This window comes from Celeribacter halophilus (genome assembly GCF_900114135.1).
GTDB lineage: Bacteria > Pseudomonadota > Alphaproteobacteria > Rhodobacterales > Rhodobacteraceae > Celeribacter > Celeribacter halophilus.
The window spans coordinates 86,860-104,988 of record NZ_FORY01000003.1 but is presented as its reverse complement, the minus strand read 5'-3'; the positions used below and the strand labels follow the sequence as shown (position 1 = coordinate 104,988).

Sequence of the window (18,129 nt, the reverse complement as noted above, 5' to 3'; positions counted from 1 at the left end):
TCACCGACCCAGCGTCCGTATCCGTGGCTGTCCCGCGCCACCGGCGGGCAAGATCATCACCTCGTGAATCGCCCAGACCAGCGCATCCACACGGTCGGGGCTGCCCTGCCCCTGATAACCCTGCGCGGTCATCTGGGTCATCTGGTCCTCCAGATCACCCAGCCCGCGCATGTGCTTCACCCGCCCCTGATCGTAGAGCGCGGCCACCGGTTCGGCGCGGGCCGATTTGCCGCGTGTGGCCCGCACGGATTTATAGGGCACCAGCGGGTCGATCTGGCGCAGCACGGTCTCGACCAGATCACCGCCCTGATTGACCTCCGCCACGATCCGGTCGGCCTGCCAACGTGCCTGTGCGCGGATCGCGGCCGCGGCCCAAACCACAGGCGATGAAGCGGACACAGAGGCGTCTTCGAGCACATAGGCGCACCAGTCTTGCGGCGGACCCTGTGTGACCACACCGACCACGACAATCCCGCAGGCATCCGAGCCCTTGTGCCCCGTCACCGGCGGATCCACCGCCACCACGATGCGGTCCAGTTCCGGCACGTCACGGCACCGTGTGGCCTCGATCCGCGCCAGTGACCACAGTGCGTCCTCTTCCTCGTCGAGCAGCACGCCTTCCAGTTCCTGCCGCCCGAGGCGGGTGCCCGCGTAGCGTGTTTTGACCTCGTCGAGAAAAGACGCCGCCAGATTGGCCGCGTTGGCCTCTGTCGGCGCGTGGGTGGTCACGGTGCTGGCGCGTTGCAAGAGCGCCTTGAGAAGGCCGACATTGCGCGGCGTGGTCGTCACCACCGCACGCGGATCATCGCCAAGGCGCAGTCCGAATTGCAGCATGTCCCATGCCTCCTGCGGCTTGCGCCATTTCGCCAGTTCATCCACCCATGCCGCGTCGAATTGCGGGCCACGCAGAGCTTCGGGATCATTGCCGGAAAACACCGTCGCCTCGGCCCCGTTGGGCCAGACCAGCGTGCGGCGCGTGGCGCTCCATTTCGGGCGGCGGTCAGGGGGCGAACAGGCCAGAAGACCGCTGTCGCCAAAGACCATGACCTCGCGGGCCTGATCATAGGTCTCGCCAATGAGCGCCACACGTTTCGCCCGCCCCGGCTGGCTGGCCCGCGCGCCTTCGACCATACTGCGCACCCATTCCGCGCCCGCACGCGTCTTGCCTGCGCCGCGCCCGCCCATGATCACCCATGTGCGCCAGTCACCCGCAGGTGGCAGTTGATGGTCCAGCGCCCAAGCCTCGAACAGGTAAGGGAGCGCCACAAGCGCCCCCTCCTCCAGTGTATCGAGAAATTCACCCTGCTCGGCTTGCGGCCTGCATGCGAGCCAGCCGATCAAGGATCTCAGATCTTGCGGCGTCGAAGTCGATCTCTCCGCAGCCAAGCTCTCCACGTTTGCGTTTTTCCTCATCGAGTTTTTGCCTTTCCGTGATCGCAGCCGTTTTCGCGCGCATCAGATCGGTGATCAGAGGCCGGACCTCCTTGCCGATCTTTTCGCCCGAAAGCAGCCGGTCGATCACATCGTCGAGCGCCAGAATCGCCCAGAGCAAGCTCTGTTTCACCGACGCTTCGATCTCGTCCACCGTTTCCAACTCATCCCCCACAGATGACGTCATTTTCATACGTTTGCCTCTCATGCCTTGATGGTCTCCGCACGAGAAACGCAGGGGGCTCTGTTCGTTTGGAACGTCACCGGTCCGGCCCCCTCAGGCCGCACCTGACACCCGCGTTTTCCAGCAGGGACCACTGTGCGGCAAAGGTGATAAAAAAGGATAAAGCCGGCGTGCGCTGACGGGTTACTCCGCGTTAACCATTTTCATTGGCGGGGTAAGGTTTTGAGGGGATGGAGGTTTCACACCCACTGGCGGCACAAGGGGCGACAGGGGTATCCCGACCGAGAAGGACAAAACGCCTCCGGCGGGAGTATTTTCACATCGGAAAGCCGCCTGCGTTTATTTGGCGGGCGTTGTGTTTGGCCTCACTCGACGGCGGTTCCGAACAGGGTCACGACTGCCGCTATCAGGGTCACAGCGGCGAAGGCGGTGACAAGGCTTCGGCTTTTGCCTTCGCGCTGCGCCAGCACCACGGCGATCATCCCCTGCACCGTGTAATAGGCGGCGAAGGCTTTGGACGCCCATGAGATGATCTGGAACACATCCAGCGCCCAAGTGATCAAGAGCCCCAGCGCCACCAGCACCGCATAGCCGATTTTCACCGGCACACGCCGGCGGGTCAGTTCTTCGACCAGCCCGCCCGCGCCGGAGGTGTCGGCCACCGCGGCGGAAAACTGGGCCGCCAGTGCTGCGATCACCAGCATCAGGGGCAGGATCGGCGCGACCAGTTCCATCATGTCGATAATTGCAGTTTCGGAGGTTTCGATCTGCTCGGGCAGAAAGACATAGGCCACCAGCACCACATAAACCATATAGATCGCCGTAGAGATCCATTGCGCGAGTTTCATGGAGCGCACACGGGTGGCCGCATCATAGTCGTCGCCCAGATAGCGCGAGGTTTCAAAGCCCTGTACTGTGACCAGCAGACCGAACAACAGGCTCAGAGCGGGCCAACCCGTCAGCGTCGGCGCAGAGACGACCAAAGCGCCGCTCAGGCTTTGATCCGAGAAGAACCACGCCAGCCCCACCAGAAGCCCCGCGATGATCGCGAGTTTCAACCCGACCGAAATCTGTTCGAGATGTTCCAGCGCCGCGAAGCCCTTGATCCAGCCGACGCCGAGAATCACCAGAAACACCGCCGTTGTCACCCAACGCGCGGCCAGTTCCGTGTCCCAAGGCGTCAGGCTCACGGCAAAAGCGCCCAGAAGGTTGAGGTAATAGGCAACAGAAATCACATAGGCCAAAGACAGAAGCCATGAGGCTACGGTCTCCAGCCGCGCCGAACGCAGGTCATGGCCATGCCGGTCTATGGCCGTGATATTGAAGCGCACGGCCATGCCGATTGCATAGGACAATGCGCAAAGCAGCGCCATCGCCAGCGGTGTCCATGCGCCGTAGGATTCAGCCAGAATGGGGCCCAACACCAGAAAGCCCGAGCCGATAATCGAGGCCAGCGGAGTCACCGTCGCCATCCACAGCTTGGCACGCGCCAGACGGGGCCACATCAGAAGGGCGGCCACCGCGAGAGAGGCGGCGATGATGACAGTGTTTTGCAACTCGGTTCTCCAAAGCAAAAGGCGCGATGGTTGTCGCGCCTTTGCCAATATTTTTCAATGACTTAAACAGCACTTACCGCACCACCTCACTCATTGGCACGCTGCTGCGCCTCGATCTCGCGCCATTTGGCGACATTGGCGTTATGTTCCACCAAAGTCTCTGCAAACGCATGTCCGCCCGTGCCATCGGCCACGAAGAAGATGTAAGGCGTCTCGTCGGGATTCACCGCCGCGCGCATCGCCTCAATCCCCGGATTGGCAATCGGTCCCGGAGGCATGCCCTCGATCACATAGGTGTTGTAGGGGCTGTCCGATTGCAGTTCCGACTGGCGCAGGCCACGGCCCAGAACGCCGACACCGTTGGTCACGCCGTAGATCACCGTCGGGTCGGTCTGAAGCCGCATACCGCGTTTCAAACGGTTCTCGAAGACAGAGGCCACCTGACGGCGTTCTTCCGGCAGGCCGGTCTCTTTCTCGATGATCGACGCCATGATGAGCATCTCTTCCGGCGTATCAAAGGGCAGACCCTCGACACGCTCGGCCCAGACCATTTCGATCCGCTGTTGCTGCGCCTCTTCCATGCGGGCGATGAGATCGTCCACATCAGAGCCGCTGCGCACTTCGTAGCTGTCGGGGGCCAACATGCCTTCGGCGGGCATCTCGTCGGCCTCGATGGAGCCGGTGAGGAAGTCTGCCGCTTTGAGGCTTTCAACCACACGCCAGACGGTCGTGCCCTCGGCCACGAGAACGCGGTAGCGGGTGTCGGCCTCGGCGCGCACCTTGGTGTATTCTTCCGGCGGCGTCAGCGCCTCGTCACCTTCGGCAAGCGGATCGAACTCTGCGGTTTCGATATAGCTACCAGTGGCCGGATCAAGCTCGCGCACCTGAACCTCGGCGCGGTTCACACCGATGCGATAAACCACTTCCGTGCCACAGGTCGACGCCCCGCCGCGGGTGATCTGGTCAATGATCTCTGCCATGGACGCGCCTTCCTCCACAAGGAAAGACCCCGCCTTAAGCTCTTGGGATTTATCGGTATAATCCGCGCCGATGCGGAAAATCTGCGCACTGGAGACCGCGCCCATGTCAGCGAGGTTCTGCGACACGCGCCGCATGGTCGAGCCCGAAGGCACACGCAGGCAGACCGCCTGTTCCAGCGGCCCTTGCGCGGTATACTCGCGCTTGCCCCAAGCAATCACCCCCGCCAATGCGACGAGGGCGACGATGAACAGGGTCAGCGCGTTCGAGGCGATGGATCGCCACATATCAGCCGTCCACCTTTTTCAGAACCAGAGAGGCATTGGTGCCGCCGAAGCCGAAGGAATTCGACAGGGCCACATTGATCTCGCGCTCGCGTTTGGCATTGGGGGCCAAATCAAGGACCGGCTCTACAGCAGGCTTGTCGAGGTTGATCGTAGGCGGAGCGACCTGATCGCGGATTGCCAGCACACAGAAAATCGCTTCAACCGCCCCTGCGGCGCCCAGAAGGTGGCCGATGGAGGATTTTGTCGAAGACATTGTGGCTTTGGAGGCCGCATCGCCCATCAGGCGTTCCACAGCGGCCAATTCGATCGTGTCGGCCATGGTCGAAGTGCCGTGGGCGTTGATGTAATCCACGTCTTTCGGCTCAAGACCGGCACGGTTGAGCGCCGCTTCCATCGCACGATAGCCGCCTTCGCCATCCGAAGAGGGTGCGGTGATGTGATAGGCATCACCCGACAGACCGTAGCCGACAACCTCGGCATAGATCTTGGCACCGCGCGCCTTGGCGTGTTCGTATTCTTCGAGCACGACCACACCGGCCCCCTCGCCCATCACGAAACCGTCGCGGTCCTCGTCATAGGGGCGCGAGGCGTGGCTCGGGTCGTCCCGGCGTTTCGTCGAAAGCGCCTTGCAGGCGTTGAAACCGGCAATGCCCAATTCGCAAATCGCCGCTTCCGCGCCGCCGGCCACCATGACATCGGCATCGCCGAACCCGATCAGACGCGAGGCGTCCCCGATCGCGTGCGCTCCGGTAGAACAGGCTGTCACAACCGCGTGATTGGGGCCTTTGAACCCGTAGCGGATCGAAACCTGACCGGAGATCAGGTTGATCAGGGAGCCGGGAATGAAGAAGGGCGAAATCCGGCGCGGGCCTTTTTCTTTCAAAAGCACCGCCGCTTCCGCGATGGAGGACAGCCCGCCGATACCGGAGCCGATCAGCACACCGGTGCGCAGACGGTCTTCCTCGTCTTCGGGCTTCCACTCAGCATCGGTCAGCGCCTGCTCGGCGGCGGCCATGCCGAAGAGAATGAAGTCATCGACCTTCTTCTGCTCTTTCTTCGGCATCCAGTCGTCGGGATTGAACGTCCCGTCGGTCCCGTCGCCGAATTTCACCTCGCAGGCGTAATTCGTGGCCAGATGGTCCGCGTCAAAGCGCTGGATCGTTCCACCAGCCGACTGACCGTCCAGAAGACGTTTCCATGTTTCCTCGACGCCGCAAGCTAGCGGCGAAACCATTCCAAGTCCAGTGACAACTACTCGGCGCATCCGTGCCCCCTCAATTTTCGTCTGCTTTTCCTTACACGGCTCCGTCCCGCGATGGAAGGCCGAGACGCCTGCTTGCGTCCAAATCGGCGATTGGTCACCAGATATTGAGGTTTTCCCCAAATTCAATACGACCCGCCGATATTACCAAGATCACGCCGCTGGCCATCTATGAGGCGCCACGACAGGCGTGTCCTTCCCGCCCAAGCGCATCGCCGGAAGACAATGCAACGCAGAGTCCATCTGACACGGAAGCCCATAAAAAAACAGCGCCGCCCGAAGGCAGCGCCGTCTGAAATTCTTAACTCTGATCACCAGCGTGCCGCAATGGCCCGCCGAAACGGGATCAGGAAGCTTCGGTGATGAACTTCACCGCATCGCCGAAAGTCTGGATGGTCTCGGCTGCGTCATCGGGAATTTCGATGCCGAACTCTTCTTCGAAGGCCATGACCAGCTCAACGGTGTCGAGGCTGTCAGCGCCCAGATCGTCGATGAAGGACGCAGTTTCCGTCACTTTATCTTCTTCAACGTCGAGGTGCTCGACAACGATCTTTTTCACGCGATCTGCGATGTCGCTCATATTCTTTCCTCACAGTTTGGGGCCCGTTGCCCACTTTTAGCTCTGGCCGCTCGGACCACTCAATTTACATGACGCCGCGACCGGCTCGTTACAACCCCGTCTGCCGTCATGCCACACAGGCGCAAAAGCGCCCATGCTCAATCTGCGCTGCTCATAGCACAATCCTCTCCGGTGGCAAATGCTTTGTGATGCCATGCCGGAAAAGCAGGTTTGTGCTCAGAGCATGGCCATTCCGCCGTTCACATGCAAGGTCGTTCCGGTTGTATAGCCAGCCTCGCTTGACGCCAGATACACCACCGCCGCCGCGATTTCCTCCGGCGTGCCCATGCGTCCGGTCGGAATTTGCACGTTGATCTTGTCTTTTTGCTCGTCTGTCAGCTTGTCGGTCATGGCCGTGGCGATAAAGCCCGGCGCCACACAATTCACCGTGATCCCGCGAGTCGCGACTTCATAGGCCAGCGACTTGGACATACCGACCATGCCCGCTTTGGAGGCGGCATAATTGGCCTGCCCCGGATTGCCCGTTGCGCCAACGATGGAAGAAATATTCACGATCCGGCCCCAGCGTGCCTTCATCATGCCGCGCAGCACGCCCTTGCAGAGCTTCATCGTCGAGGTCAGGTTCACGTTAAGCACGCTCTCCCACTCGTCATCCGACATGCGCATGAACAGGTTGTCGCGGGTGATACCGGCGTTGTTCACCAGAATATCGACCGAGCCCATCGCCTCGGCAGCCTGTTTCGGCAGCGCCTCGACCGCCTCTTTATCGGACAGGTTGCAGGGCAACACATGCGCGCGTTCGCCAAGCTCTGCGGCCAGCGCCTCCAAAGGCTCCACCCGTGTGCCGGACAGGCCCACGGTGGCTCCTGCCTCGTAGAGCGCTTTGGCAATCGCTCCGCCAATACCGCCGGACGCGCCTGTGATCAGTGCATTTTTCCCAGTCAGATCAAACATTTCCACTCTCTCCTGAAGCCTCGCGCTTCTTTGTCTCTAAATATGCGGGTGAGCCGCACCGGTGTCGGGCGCGACGAGGGCTGCGCCCTTACCCTTTCAGTTTTGCGATGTCGTCCGGCGTGCCGATCGCGGTGCAGGTAATCGAACGTTCGATGCGACGCACCATGCCCGAAAGCGCCTTGCCCGCGCCGATTTCCCAGATTTCCGTGACGCCCTGTTCCGCCATGAAGCCCACGGATTCGCGCCAGCGCACGGAGCCAGTCACCTGTTCCACCAGCAAAGAGCGGATCAGCGCCGGATCGGTCACAGCACTCGCACGCACATTGGCAACCAACGGCACGACGGGCGAGGTGATTTCCACATCGTCCAGCGCCTCGGCCATCACATCCGCCGCAGGGGCCATCAAGGCACAATGGAACGGAGCGGAGACCGGCAGGATCACAGCGCGTTTTGCACCCCGGGCCTTGGCAATCTCGACCGCACGCTCCACGGCTTCCTTGTGGCCGGAGACCACAACCTGACCGGGATCATTGTCATTGGCGGCTTGGCAGACCTGACCCTGCGCGGCCTCTTTGGCCACCTCTGTCACGGTCGCAAAATCCAGTCCCAAAAGCGCGGCCATCGCGCCGACACCAACAGGCACGGCTTTTTGCATCGCCTCGCCACGGGTGCGCAACAGGCGGGCCGTGTCAGAGATGCTCAGGGCCCCTGCTGCGGCCAGAGCGGAATATTCGCCCAAGCTGTGTCCGGCCACAAAAGCCGCGTCCGTGACCGCGAATCCCTCGGCCTCAAGCGCCCGCATTGCGGCCAGAGAGGTCGCCATCAGCGCAGGCTGGGCGTTTTGGGTGAGCGTCAGCGCCTCGGCCTCGCCCTCCCAGATCAGCGCGGACAGGCTTTCGCCAAGCGCTTCATCAACTTCGTCAAACACGGCCTTGGCCGCAGGGTAGGCTTCGGCCAGCGCCTTGCCCATCCCAATGGTCTGGGCGCCCTGCCCCGGGAAAACGAATGCGCGCGTCATGCTCGCCCCTCCACATCATATGTCTGTCTATCGGGGACGGTCTAACGGTCCCGCGCGCAAGCGGCAAGCCTGACCTGTGCGAAAGGCACGACTGGATGAGACCTCCGCCCGTCCCACAGCTCTCTTAGCGCAAGGCGCGTGGCAGAACCTTGAGCGGAGATTTCGGCGTAGCCTCCCCCGTGCGGGCAAACGGCTTTGGGGCGGGTGCAAGCTCGTCCGCGTGCAAATCCACATTGAGATCCCGCCACAGCTCGCGCAAGACAGCTTCATCCCCCTCGAACAGCGTTACGGTCTCTCCCTGTGCCCCGAAACGCAGGTCCATATGGGTTTTGCGGACGGGTGTCTGGCTCCTGCGCAGAAAGATCGACCCAATTTCGTCAAACCCTATGACCGTGTGCAGCCGCGTCTGCCCGTGGCGGTTGCGCCAGACTATCCGGAGCTGTTTACGTTTCTGGTCGATCTGGACTTCGCGGCGCAATCCCCGCTCGGAAAAATGCCCGAGCACCAGCCCCGCACCACCCAGAGCAATCGACAGGCCCAGTTTGATCCCCAGAAGAGCGGGAGCGAAGCTAGATCCGGGCCAGAGCCACAGCCCCGCCATCAGAAGAAAACACAGGAAAGACAGCCAGCGCAGGACAAGTTCGACACGGGCGCAGGTCTTATCCGCCCCGTCACCGCACATGAGACAATAGCCCCAGCCGGTTTCGCTCCGCACGATGGTGTTGCGCCCGCGCAGAGACGCCCCGCGAGGGTGCGCCTCCAGATCGGAAGACAAGGGCATTGTCTTCTCTCCTTATTTTCGTCTCATCCTGAGGCTTTCATGTTGGTTAATCTGGGCGGGAATGTGGCTCTGTGACGGAATTTTTGCGCGAAGGCGTTTTCCACGACACATTTGGCCTCTCGCCGTTCCTCTTGCGCCGCGCACAGACAGCTTTAAGCCTCCGTAAACCATCCGGGGATTTGGGACTTGAACCAAAAGCACAGATGCGTATAAGGGCACATCCTTTCGCAAGACACTTATGAACCGCGCAGTCTCTCGTGGTCGGGCCGCGAAAGGCCGAATTGCCCGTCCTATGAAATGCGCTTGAAATGAACTGGAGCACCCATGCCGCTTTACGAGCATGTCTTCATTGCGCGTCAGGATCTGTCCAACGCGCAGGCCGAAGGTCTCATCGAACATTTTGGCACCGTCCTCGCCGACAACGGCGGTAAACTCGTCGATAGCGAGTACTGGGGCGTCAAAACGATGGCCTACAAGATCAACAAGAACCGTAAGGGCCACTACGCCTTCCTGCGCACCGACGCTCCGTCGGGTGCCGTGCAGGAAATGGAACGCCTGATGCGCCTGCATGACGACGTGATGCGCGTTCTGACCATCAAGGTCGACGAACACGCCGAAGGTCCCTCCGTGCAGATGCAAAAACGTGACGAGCGCGAAGACCGCCGTCCGCGTCGCAACTGATTTTGTTTGGAAAGGACCTAACACATGGCCGCTAAACCGTTTTTCCGCCGCCGCAAAGTCTGCCCGTTCTCCGGCGACAATGCACCCGCGATCGATTACAAAGACACCCGTCTTCTGCAGCGCTACATCTCCGAGCGCGGCAAAATCGTTCCGTCCCGTATCACTGCAGTCTCTGCGAAGAAACAGCGTGAGCTGGCTCGCGCCATCAAACGTGCCCGTTTCCTCGCCCTGCTGCCCTACGCCGTTAAGTAAGGAGTAAATCCAATGGACGTTATCCTTCTCGAACGCGTGGCCAAACTGGGCCAAATGGGCGATGTTGTTTCCGTCAAAGACGGTTACGCACGCAACTTCCTGCTCCCGCAGGAAAAAGCGCTGCGTGCCTCCGAGGCAAACATCAAAGCTTTCGAAGCGCAAAAAGCACAGCTTGAAGCTCGCAACCTCGAAACCAAAAAAGAGGCCGAAGCTCTGGCAGTCAAACTGGACGGCGAGCAATTCGTTGTGATTCGTTCCGCATCCGATTCCGGTGCACTCTACGGTTCCGTCACCACCCGTGACGCCGCAGATGCAGCGACCGAAAACGGCTTCTCCGTGGATCGCAAACAGGTTGCACTCAAAGCGCCGATCAAAGACCTCGGCCTGCACGAAGTGCATGTCCTGCTGCACCCGGAAGTCGAAGCAACGATCATCCTCAACGTGGCCCGTTCCACCGAGGAAGCCGAGCTTCAGGCCGAAGGCAAATCCATTCAGGAACTTGCTGCAGAAGCCGAAGCACAAGCCGAATTCGAAATCGCCGAACTCTTCGACGATATCGGGTCCGCGGCCTCCGACGACGATGATCTGGCCGAAGTGGTCGACACGCCGGAAGATGCCAGCGAAGAGTAATCTTCCCTGCTTTGAAAAAAGCGAAAGCCCTGCCCTCGCGGCGGGGCTTTTTTTTATGAGTATTTATGGCACAAAGGAAACGCGGAATTCCGCCCAGTGCCGAGGACGGGCTTGGCAAACCGTGCGCTGCGTGGTGAGTGTCTCTGAATCGAAATCATATGAGTGCTGCTTATGTCCCTGCCCCGTCGCATGTTCCTCCTGTCTTCCCTCTCGGCTCTGAGCCTCACCGCTTGCGGAGCAAAGCCCGAGGCCTCGCGGGGCTTCAACCCACCGCTCTATCCTAATGAAACGCCCGAACTGCGCGCGCTGATCAACAAATGGGCGGATTACTACGAAATCCCGCGCGAGTTGATCCACCGTCAGGCGGTGCGCGAAAGCACCCACCGCCCTTGGGCGCGCAATGGGCCCTATTGGGGCTTGCTGCAAATCCTGCCGCAAACCGCGCGCACCATGGGGCATCGCGGTCCGGCAAAGGAGCTTCTGGATCCGGATGTGAACCTGAAATACGCGGGAAAATACCTGCGCGGGGCGTATATCGTGGCGGATGGGGATATTGACGAGGCGATGCGCTGGTATGCGCGGGGCTATTATTACGAGGCCAAGAAGAAGGGCCTGTTATACGAGACCGGCCTGCGCAGCTAAGGCTTCGCGCCCCACCTTGAATATCCATAAAAAGGCCGCCCCATCACTGGAGCGGCCTTCTGTCCCTCGCTCTTTGGCGAGACCGTAAGCGGCAGACCTAAAAGGCCCGCCGCTTCGGCACTTATTCGTCGTCGAGGCTTTCGACAGCTTTTTCCAGCTCTTCTTTCGTGACCTCTTTTTCGGTCAGCTGAGCGTTTTCAGCGATGTAATCCACCACTTTGTCTTCGAACAGCGGCGCTTGGATCTGCTGACGCATTTGCGGGTTTTGCTGAACGAATTCAAAGAACTGACGCTCCTGACCCGGGTATTGACGCGCTTGCGTCATGACCGCTTGGGTGAACTCGGCGTCGGTGACCTGAATCTCTTGCTTCTGACCGATGTCGGCCAGCAGGAGACCGAGGCGCACGCGGCGTTCAGCCAGCGTGTTATGCTCGTCGGTCACTTCGATTTCCGGATGGTCGTGGCCTTCGACATTCGGGTTTTCCTCATGCCACAGCTGATGCGCGATCTGCTTGGCTTCGGCTTCAACGAGGCTCGGCGGCAGGTCGAAGGAGACTTTGCCATCCAGCTGGTCGAGAAGACCGCGTTTCATCACAGCGCGAGCAGCACCGGCATATTCGGCTTCGAGACGTTCCGCGATCTGGGATTTCAGCGCGGCGAGGTCTTCGGCGCCGAATTTCTTGGCCAGTTCGTCGTCGATTTCAGCGTCGGCAGGTGCTTTCACCGCTTTGATCTTGCATTCGAAGACAGCGTCTTTGCCTGCAAGGTTCTCGGCGCCGTATTCCTCGGGGAATTTGACTTCGACGTTTTTCTCGTCGCCGGCTTTCACGCCCACGAGCTGCTCTTCAAAGCCCGGAATGAAGGAACCGGAGCCCAGAACGAGCGGATAATCTTCGGCAGCACCACCATCAAAGGCTTCGCCGTCGACCTTACCGAGGAAGTCGATCACAACCTGATCGCCATCTTCGGCCGCGCCGTCTTTGTCTTCGAAGTTCTGCGCGGTGGCCGCGAGGTTTTTCAAAGCGTCTTCGATCTCGTCAGCGGAGGCTTTCACCACCAGCTTTTCAAGCGTCACGGAGGACAGGTCGGCTTCGGGGATTTGCGGCAGAGCTTCGTAGGTCATGGTGACGACAACATCGTCGCCCTCTTTCCACTCTTCGCCAGCGTCCATTTTCACTTCGGGTTGCAGCGCAGGTTTGTCGCCGGTCTTCTCGAAATGCTCGTTCATCGCGCCATCGACAGCTTCCTGCATGGCTTCGCCCAGAACGCGCGGGCCGAACTGTTTCTTAAGGAGCGCCATCGGCACTTTGCCTTTACGGAAACCCTTCATTTCGACTTCGGGCTGGGCCTCCTTGAGCTTGGCATTGACTTTGTCGTCAAGCTCGGCGGCGGTGATGGTGATCTGATAGCCGCGCTTCAGACCTTCGTTCAGGGTCTCGGTGACCTGCATCTTGGCGTCCTTTATTACGTTCTTACGTCTCAACAGGCCGCTGGACCGCGACCCTGTAAATCAGGGACGTTCTAGGGGCAGAATCCCTGCCGCGCAAGGCGAATCCGCCCCTATCCGGCCATTCTCCGCATCCACAGGCGAGCGAAGCTGGGCGCAAACCGCAAACCCCAGCTCCATGATTGAAATTTCGCTCAAAGAATGAGATCACACGCTACAGCAGAACGGATAACCAGCATGACGCAGAGCTCACACCGCCCCAAACGCGTGGCGATTTTCAATGACACGTCACCGGGCGGGCATTACGGCTGTTTTGCTGTTATGGGTGATGAGCCGTTTTCCGAAACAATGCGTGCCGCTGAAAGACTTGTGAAAGGTGGGGGCTATGTCTGACGATATTGATTTTATGGTCTACATGCATGGCAACCGGCGCGTATCCGCTATTCTGACGGCCTTTGCCGAATCTGAAGCATCCGTGCGCAGGATTACGCGTCGGACTTGGGGGGACGGGACCGATGCACGGTTGTGGTTTGGCGGAGAACGGCCTTCTGCAGACATCTTGGACGAGGCGACCGATACAGATGGCCGTCCCCGAAAAACGCGCCTCGGGCGGGCGCTGAAACGGGCGTCTCTTGCGCGGCGCTATCGCGGGTATAAGGCGCTGCTCCAGCATTACCCGTCCGCAAGTGTCGTCATCTGGAATGGCATCAAAGGTCAGCGAAGCTTGCTCGTCCATGCCGCCCGAGAACTCGGGCGGGAGGTGTTCTATTTTGAAGAAGCCCCGCTCCCCAAACGGCTCACGATCGACAGAAACGGGGTCAATTTCGGAAGCTCCCTTCCGCGCGATCCGGCCTTTTACACGGCTTGGCTCAAAACCCGCGGGGTCAATCCGGAGGCGTGGCGCGAAGTTGGCAGACAGATTGTGCCGCGTTCAGCCGACAAACGTGATGACATTCGCTCCGAAGAAGCCCCTTCCGAACTGGCGCAGGAGCGGTTCATCTTTTGCCCGCTGCAAGTGCCCCGCGACAGCCAGATCACGATCTATGGCGACTGGATCAAATCGGTCGAGGAGATGATCGACCACCTTAAGGCGGCGAGTCAGCATCTGCCCGACGGCTGGCATCTGAGGATCAAGGAACATCCCTCCTCGAAAATCTCCTTCCTGGACAAGCTCTCCGCGCTGGAGAGCGACAAGTTTCGCGTCGACAATGCCACCAATACGATGGATCAGATCGCGCTTTCCCATGCCGTGCTGAACGTCAATTCCTCGGTCGGGCTACAAGCCTTTTTCTTCAACAAACCCGTCATTGTGCTGGGGCAGGCCTTCTACTGTTTCGACAAACTGGCTACGAAAGTGAACGGTCCGTCCGACCTGTCTGACATCCTGACAAAGCCGGAAGACCTCACATTCTGTCAGGACTTGCGCAATGCGTTTATGAGTTACCTGTGCGAGGACTACTACCCTATGGAGCAGGACGTGCTCGACGGAACCTATGGCCCTGAACAAGTCCGGCAGAGGGATCGGGACAGGGATGCTATTCTGGCCACGCTCTAGGCCCCTGCCCCCGAATGGCTTCCAGATGCTTTGGCCGCGCGCCGACTTCCGAAAAGGATAAACACCCCATGTATTTTCGCTTTTCACCACCCGACTTTGCGCAGAAAAAGGTCTGTCTGATCGGGCCGGCCTCTTCTGCACCTTCGGATATGGCGGGGGTGTCCGTCTCGGAATTCGATCATGTCATCTGCCTCAACCGTGCCATCGAAACTCCGGTGATGCTCGAAGACGGGCCGCTTGCCGGTTTCGACACCTATGTGCGCAACATCGTCGGGAACCGCCCCGGCGAACTGGCCGGACACTATACAGAAGAGCGGTTCAAAGCCTCGGGCGTTGAAAATGTGGTTCTGATCTGGGGGAAATGGCACGATTTTCACCGTGTGATCCGGCATATCCTGCACATCGGGTCCTATAAAACCCGCCCGAAGGTCTTTATCATCACTCCCGACCGCGTCAAACGCCTCTCAAAACATCTCAACGGCGCACGGCCCAGCACCGGCTTTGCCATTCTGGCCCTGCTCTGTGAACAGAAACTCTCAAGACTGCACGTCGCCGGTTTCACTTTTTTCCAGACAGCCTACATCCCCGGGTACAACGACCAAATCTCCGACGACGCCTCCGCGCTTGCCAAGATGAAAGCCTATGCCCGCAAAGGAAAAGCATGGAGCCATCGTCCGGTCAGAGAAAAAGACGCCGCAAAAGCCCTGTTCCGCACAAGCGCGGACAATGGTTGTGACCTCACTCTGGGATCGGGCGTCAAAAACGCGTTGGAAAGCGGGATTGAGGGGTAAGAGAAATGAACCCTAAAAGAAATACCGACGCACGCAACCCCGCGCATTATCGATTTGAGATTTCCGCCTACATTTCAAAAGCCGGTCGCGGCGGAAACGCCCCATGATCTCTTTCGGAAAATTATGACCTGATATCAAATAGATAATATGGTGCGGGTGGAGGGACTTGAACCCCCACGCCTTGCGGCGCCAGAACCTAAATCTGGTGCGTCTACCAATTTCGCCACACCCGCGTGGCGGTGCAGATAGCAAAACGCGCGGATGAGGAAAAGGGGCAATCGTACAGTTTCACGGACCAAATTTACGGACCCGCCCATCCGCGCCCAAGAAAATCCTGTTCGCTAACATAAAAATAACATATTCTGGGTCACAATTTGAGGCAGACTTATCCAGAGGCCCTGACATGACCTATAAAGGCAGCGGGCACGATCATGAGCATAGCGACGGGCGCGGTCCGTCCCGCAAGCTCTGCGTGCGAGACATTTTTCCGAATTATGACAAGGGCTTGCCCCTTGGGTCGAAAGTATTGACCGCCGACGGGCTGCTGCCGGTCGAATATCTTGAGCCGGGTGATCGGGTGATCACGCGGGCGGGGATGCGTCAGGTTCTGAACATCGACACGCCCGCGCCGAAGCGATTCAAACTGAGTTTTGCGCGTGAGGAAGTCATCTATGCCGATGGTGTGATGGTGATGAGCGAAACGGGTCAGCCCTTCGCCGCCTGATTTCACCGCTTACTTTCCCCTACTCGGCATATTGATGGCGATACGCCCCTTTAAAAGCGGCTTTTCAAGGGGCGCTTTTGATTTGAGTATTTGGGGCACAAAGGAAACGCACACAGTTCACACGGCAGGAGCCTTGCGCGGACGCCGACAGAAGCGATGCACAGTTCAGGCTTTTCGTGAAGCGCTTTAGAGACTTAGCCCGCGCAGCACTTTGGGGAGGGTTTCGGGGAGGTCTTCGGCAATCAGCCCCGGACCAAAGCTGCGCGCAGCCTCGACGTGGAGCCATGCCGCAATTTCAGCTGCCTGATGCGGGGGAAAGCCACGCGCCATCAGGCCTGCAATCAGGCCTGCAAGCACATCTCCCGCGCCAGCGGTGGCAAGCCACGGCGCAGCGCGTTCATAAACTGCGGCGCTGACCGAGCATTGGCCGTCAGGACTTGCGATCACCGTGTCCGGTCCTTTGAACAACACGGTGCAACCTGCGCGTTGGGCCGCAGAGCGCGTGGCATCGACCTTACTATAGGCGGGGCCAGTCAGAGGCGGCTCGGCAAGGCGCGCGGCAAGGTCGGGAAAGAGGCGTTTGAACTCGCCCGCATGCGGGGTCAGCACACAGTTTTCATGCAGGTTCGCGAAACCGGAGTCGCTCTGGGCCAAAGCGGTCAGCGCATCGGCATCGAGCACAGTCGCGCGTCGGGACGCCAGAACAGCGGGTAGAAACGCCCCTGCCCGCGCGACACCGAACCCCGGCCCGAAACACAACGCATTGAGGCGCGGGTCGGAGAGCACGCGGGTGAGCAGGTCCGGCGTGTCGATTTCGATCAGCATGAGCGCGGTGATCTGGGCGGCGACCTCTGTGACGGCCTCATGCGGCGTGCCGAGCGTGACGAGCCCCGTCCCCACGCGCAGAGCGGCGCGGGCGGCGAGACGGGCGGCACCGGTTTTGCCTGAGGGACCGGTGAGGATCAGAGCGTGGCCGTGGTTGTATTTATGGCCGAAGCCCTGCTTGGCGAGAGCAGAACGGTGCGGTTCATCATAGAGCGTGACGGCTGGGCCATCCTGCATGCCCGCCCGCAAGGTCTCGCCCACCGCATTCAAACCGATATCCGCAACCGCGACCTGACCGCATATCTCCGCCCCCTGCCCCAGAACATGCCCCTGCTTCAGAGAATGAAAACTCACGGTCAGATCGCTTGGGAAGACCGCGCTTGGGTCGTCCCCAAGGATGCGACCCGAATCCGAACACAGCCCCGTGGGCAAATCCACCGCCACCCGTCGTGCGGCCCCGTTCGGATGTGCGAGACCCTGCGCCACAGCGGCCATCACGGCGGGGATCGGACGCGTGAGCCCCGTGCCGAAAAGCGCGTCGATCACGAGATCACAGCTCTCGATCTGTCCGACACACAGATCGACAAAACCGGCCACGTCGCCTAAGGCTTGCCATCTCTCATAATTCGTTCTGGCATCCGGCGGGAGTTTTTCTGGCGTGCCGTAGAGAAAGACCTCCACGTCCCAACCGCGCTGCTTCAACAGTCGGGCAATAACGAAACCGTCGCCGCCATTGTTGCCGGGACCACAAAGGACGACCGCTTTATATGAGCTATGCGCCAGTTCCGGCCACGCACCCAGAGCGGCATTCACAACGCCCTGCCCCGCGCGTTCCATCAGATCCAGCCCCGTCACCGCGCCCGAGGCCATCGCTGCCTGTTCGGCGGCACGCATTTGTGCACTGGTCAGAAGTTCAGCCATGGGTCACCTTCCTCATCTTGCAGGATAAATGGAGTGCGCGGGGTGGACAATATCAAGCGGCCCGGCTCTCAGCTTGCACAAACATTGATCAAGACCTCGCCAAATGACGCTTTTTGCCGCATGAGTTTTCAAAGCGCACATTTTGAATCCCGTTAGATTAAATATTGTGCAACAACATGCAAATCCTGTGGGCACATCTCGCTGCATCTGCCGAGTCGATTGTGACCGGATAAGAGAAATGATCTCACAGTTTACGAATGGAATTAAGGGAGTCGAAGGTCCATGAAAAAGATCGAAGCGATCATCAAGCCCTTCAAGCTCGACGAAGTGAAAGAAGCGCTGCAAGAAATCGGCGTGCAAGGCCTTTCCGTTGTCGAAGTGAAGGGGTTCGGGCGCCAGAAAGGGCACACAGAACTGTACCGCGGCGCGGAATACGTTGTAGACTTCCTGCCGAAAGTGAAAATCGAGGTCGTGTTGAGCGCAGATCAGGTGGACGAAGCCATCGAGGCCATCGTGACAGCCGCGAAGACAGACAAGATCGGCGACGGAAAGATTTTCGTGTCTCCCGTGGAACAAGCGATCCGCATCAGAACAGGCGAGTCCGGTCAAGACGCGCTTTGAGCAAGGCGCA

General features: G+C 59.7%; 20 protein-coding genes and 1 tRNA gene. 9 read left to right on the top strand and 12 right to left on the bottom strand.

The features are described from left to right. The 9 genes from BM152_RS03675 to BM152_RS03635 form a co-directional block, all read right to left on the bottom strand. Window positions 1-1,413, bottom strand: a complete 1,413-nt coding sequence (locus BM152_RS03675; RefSeq protein ID WP_082715445.1) for a DNA-packaging protein — start codon at window positions 1,411-1,413, stop codon at window positions 1-3. Then, the gene (locus BM152_RS18920) at window positions 1,298-1,624 is read right to left on the bottom strand and encodes a hypothetical protein (protein WP_066607594.1); all 327 of its coding nucleotides are present in this window, start codon (window positions 1,622-1,624) and stop codon (window positions 1,298-1,300) included. Before BM152_RS18920 ends, BM152_RS03675 begins: the two co-directional genes overlap by 116 nt. Window positions 1,625-1,980: 356 nt before the next feature. Continuing rightward, complete coding sequence (locus BM152_RS03665) at window positions 1,981-3,171, bottom strand: APC family permease (RefSeq protein ID WP_066607592.1); 1,191 nt, start codon at window positions 3,169-3,171, stop codon at window positions 1,981-1,983. Window positions 3,172-3,257: 86 nt separating this feature from the next. Next, window positions 3,258-4,436, bottom strand: coding sequence for an endolytic transglycosylase MltG (gene mltG / locus BM152_RS03660; protein ID WP_066607589.1), 1,179 nt, complete (start codon window positions 4,434-4,436; stop codon window positions 3,258-3,260). 1 nt (window position 4,437) lies between these two features. Beyond that, on the bottom strand, window positions 4,438-5,700 hold the full coding sequence (fabF, locus tag BM152_RS03655; protein ID WP_066607583.1) for a beta-ketoacyl-ACP synthase II: 1,263 nt from the start codon (window positions 5,698-5,700) through the stop codon (window positions 4,438-4,440). A gap of 343 nt (window positions 5,701-6,043) precedes the next feature. Continuing rightward, window positions 6,044-6,277, bottom strand: a complete 234-nt coding sequence (locus BM152_RS03650; protein WP_009571390.1) for an acyl carrier protein — start codon at window positions 6,275-6,277, stop codon at window positions 6,044-6,046. 216 nt (window positions 6,278-6,493) lie between these two features. Beyond that, window positions 6,494-7,231 (bottom strand): 3-oxoacyl-[acyl-carrier-protein] reductase, encoded by a 738-nt coding sequence (fabG, locus tag BM152_RS03645; protein WP_066607580.1) that lies wholly within the window; start codon window positions 7,229-7,231, stop codon window positions 6,494-6,496. An 88-nt stretch (window positions 7,232-7,319) separates the two neighbouring features. Beyond that, window positions 7,320-8,249 (bottom strand): ACP S-malonyltransferase, encoded by a 930-nt coding sequence (fabD, locus tag BM152_RS03640; RefSeq protein ID WP_066607576.1) that lies wholly within the window; start codon window positions 8,247-8,249, stop codon window positions 7,320-7,322. Between the two features lie 124 nt (window positions 8,250-8,373). Continuing rightward, a complete protein-coding gene (locus BM152_RS03635) occupies window positions 8,374-9,030 on the bottom strand; it encodes a hypothetical protein (RefSeq protein ID WP_066607574.1) in 657 nt (218 codons plus the stop codon). Window positions 9,031-9,354: 324 nt separating this feature from the next. Here BM152_RS03635 and rpsF point away from each other — a divergent pair, with 324 nt between their 5' ends. The 4 genes from rpsF to BM152_RS03615 all read left to right on the top strand — a co-directional run bounded on the left by rpsF (window position 9,355) and on the right by BM152_RS03615 (window position 11,235). Then, window positions 9,355-9,711: a 30S ribosomal protein S6 gene (gene rpsF, locus BM152_RS03630; protein ID WP_066607571.1), complete on the top strand. Its 357-nt coding sequence runs from the start codon at window positions 9,355-9,357 to the stop codon at window positions 9,709-9,711. 24 nt (window positions 9,712-9,735) lie between these two features. Then, window positions 9,736-9,963, top strand: a complete 228-nt coding sequence (rpsR, locus tag BM152_RS03625; protein WP_005852865.1) for a 30S ribosomal protein S18 — start codon at window positions 9,736-9,738, stop codon at window positions 9,961-9,963. Between the two features lie 12 nt (window positions 9,964-9,975). Next, the gene (rplI, locus tag BM152_RS03620) at window positions 9,976-10,593 is read left to right on the top strand and encodes a 50S ribosomal protein L9 (RefSeq protein ID WP_066607568.1); all 618 of its coding nucleotides are present in this window, start codon (window positions 9,976-9,978) and stop codon (window positions 10,591-10,593) included. A 171-nt stretch (window positions 10,594-10,764) separates the two neighbouring features. Next, window positions 10,765-11,235, top strand: a complete 471-nt coding sequence (locus tag BM152_RS03615) for a lytic transglycosylase domain-containing protein (protein WP_066607566.1) — start codon at window positions 10,765-10,767, stop codon at window positions 11,233-11,235. A 121-nt stretch (window positions 11,236-11,356) separates the two neighbouring features. On the opposite strand, the gene tig is transcribed toward BM152_RS03615, so the two are convergent. Next, window positions 11,357-12,685, bottom strand: coding sequence for a trigger factor (gene tig, locus BM152_RS03610; RefSeq protein WP_066607562.1), 1,329 nt, complete (start codon window positions 12,683-12,685; stop codon window positions 11,357-11,359). Window positions 12,686-12,919: 234 nt separating this feature from the next. Here tig and BM152_RS19185 point away from each other — a divergent pair, with 234 nt between their 5' ends. The 3 genes from BM152_RS19185 to BM152_RS03600 all read left to right on the top strand — a co-directional run bounded on the left by BM152_RS19185 (window position 12,920) and on the right by BM152_RS03600 (window position 15,028). Next, entirely contained in the window at window positions 12,920-13,075 is a 156-nt protein-coding gene (locus BM152_RS19185) for a hypothetical protein (protein WP_156444379.1), read from the top strand. Between the two features lie 367 nt (window positions 13,076-13,442). Continuing rightward, window positions 13,443-14,237 carry a capsular polysaccharide export protein, LipB/KpsS family gene (locus tag BM152_RS03605; protein WP_414835862.1) on the top strand — a complete coding sequence of 265 codons (795 nt, stop codon included), beginning with the start codon at window positions 13,443-13,445 and terminating at the stop codon, window positions 14,235-14,237. 68 nt (window positions 14,238-14,305) lie between these two features. After that, window positions 14,306-15,028, top strand: a complete 723-nt coding sequence (locus tag BM152_RS03600; protein WP_066607557.1) for a glycosyltransferase family 29 protein — start codon at window positions 14,306-14,308, stop codon at window positions 15,026-15,028. 148 nt (window positions 15,029-15,176) lie between these two features. Here the strand turns inward: BM152_RS03600 and BM152_RS03595 are convergent. Continuing rightward, window positions 15,177-15,261: transfer RNA gene (locus tag BM152_RS03595), tRNA-Leu, on the bottom strand. A 170-nt stretch (window positions 15,262-15,431) separates the two neighbouring features. Between BM152_RS03595 and BM152_RS03590 the strand changes: the two genes are divergently transcribed. Next, window positions 15,432-15,752 carry a Hint domain-containing protein gene (locus BM152_RS03590; protein ID WP_066607554.1) on the top strand — a complete coding sequence of 107 codons (321 nt, stop codon included), beginning with the start codon at window positions 15,432-15,434 and terminating at the stop codon, window positions 15,750-15,752. Between the two features lie 186 nt (window positions 15,753-15,938). On the opposite strand, the gene BM152_RS03585 is transcribed toward BM152_RS03590, so the two are convergent. Continuing rightward, entirely contained in the window at window positions 15,939-17,498 is a 1,560-nt protein-coding gene (locus BM152_RS03585) for a bifunctional ADP-dependent NAD(P)H-hydrate dehydratase/NAD(P)H-hydrate epimerase (protein ID WP_066607552.1), read from the bottom strand. 282 nt (window positions 17,499-17,780) lie between these two features. Between BM152_RS03585 and BM152_RS03580 the strand changes: the two genes are divergently transcribed. Next, on the top strand, window positions 17,781-18,119 hold the full coding sequence (locus tag BM152_RS03580; RefSeq protein ID WP_066607549.1) for a P-II family nitrogen regulator: 339 nt from the start codon (window positions 17,781-17,783) through the stop codon (window positions 18,117-18,119). Window positions 18,120-18,129 lie beyond the last annotated feature (10 nt).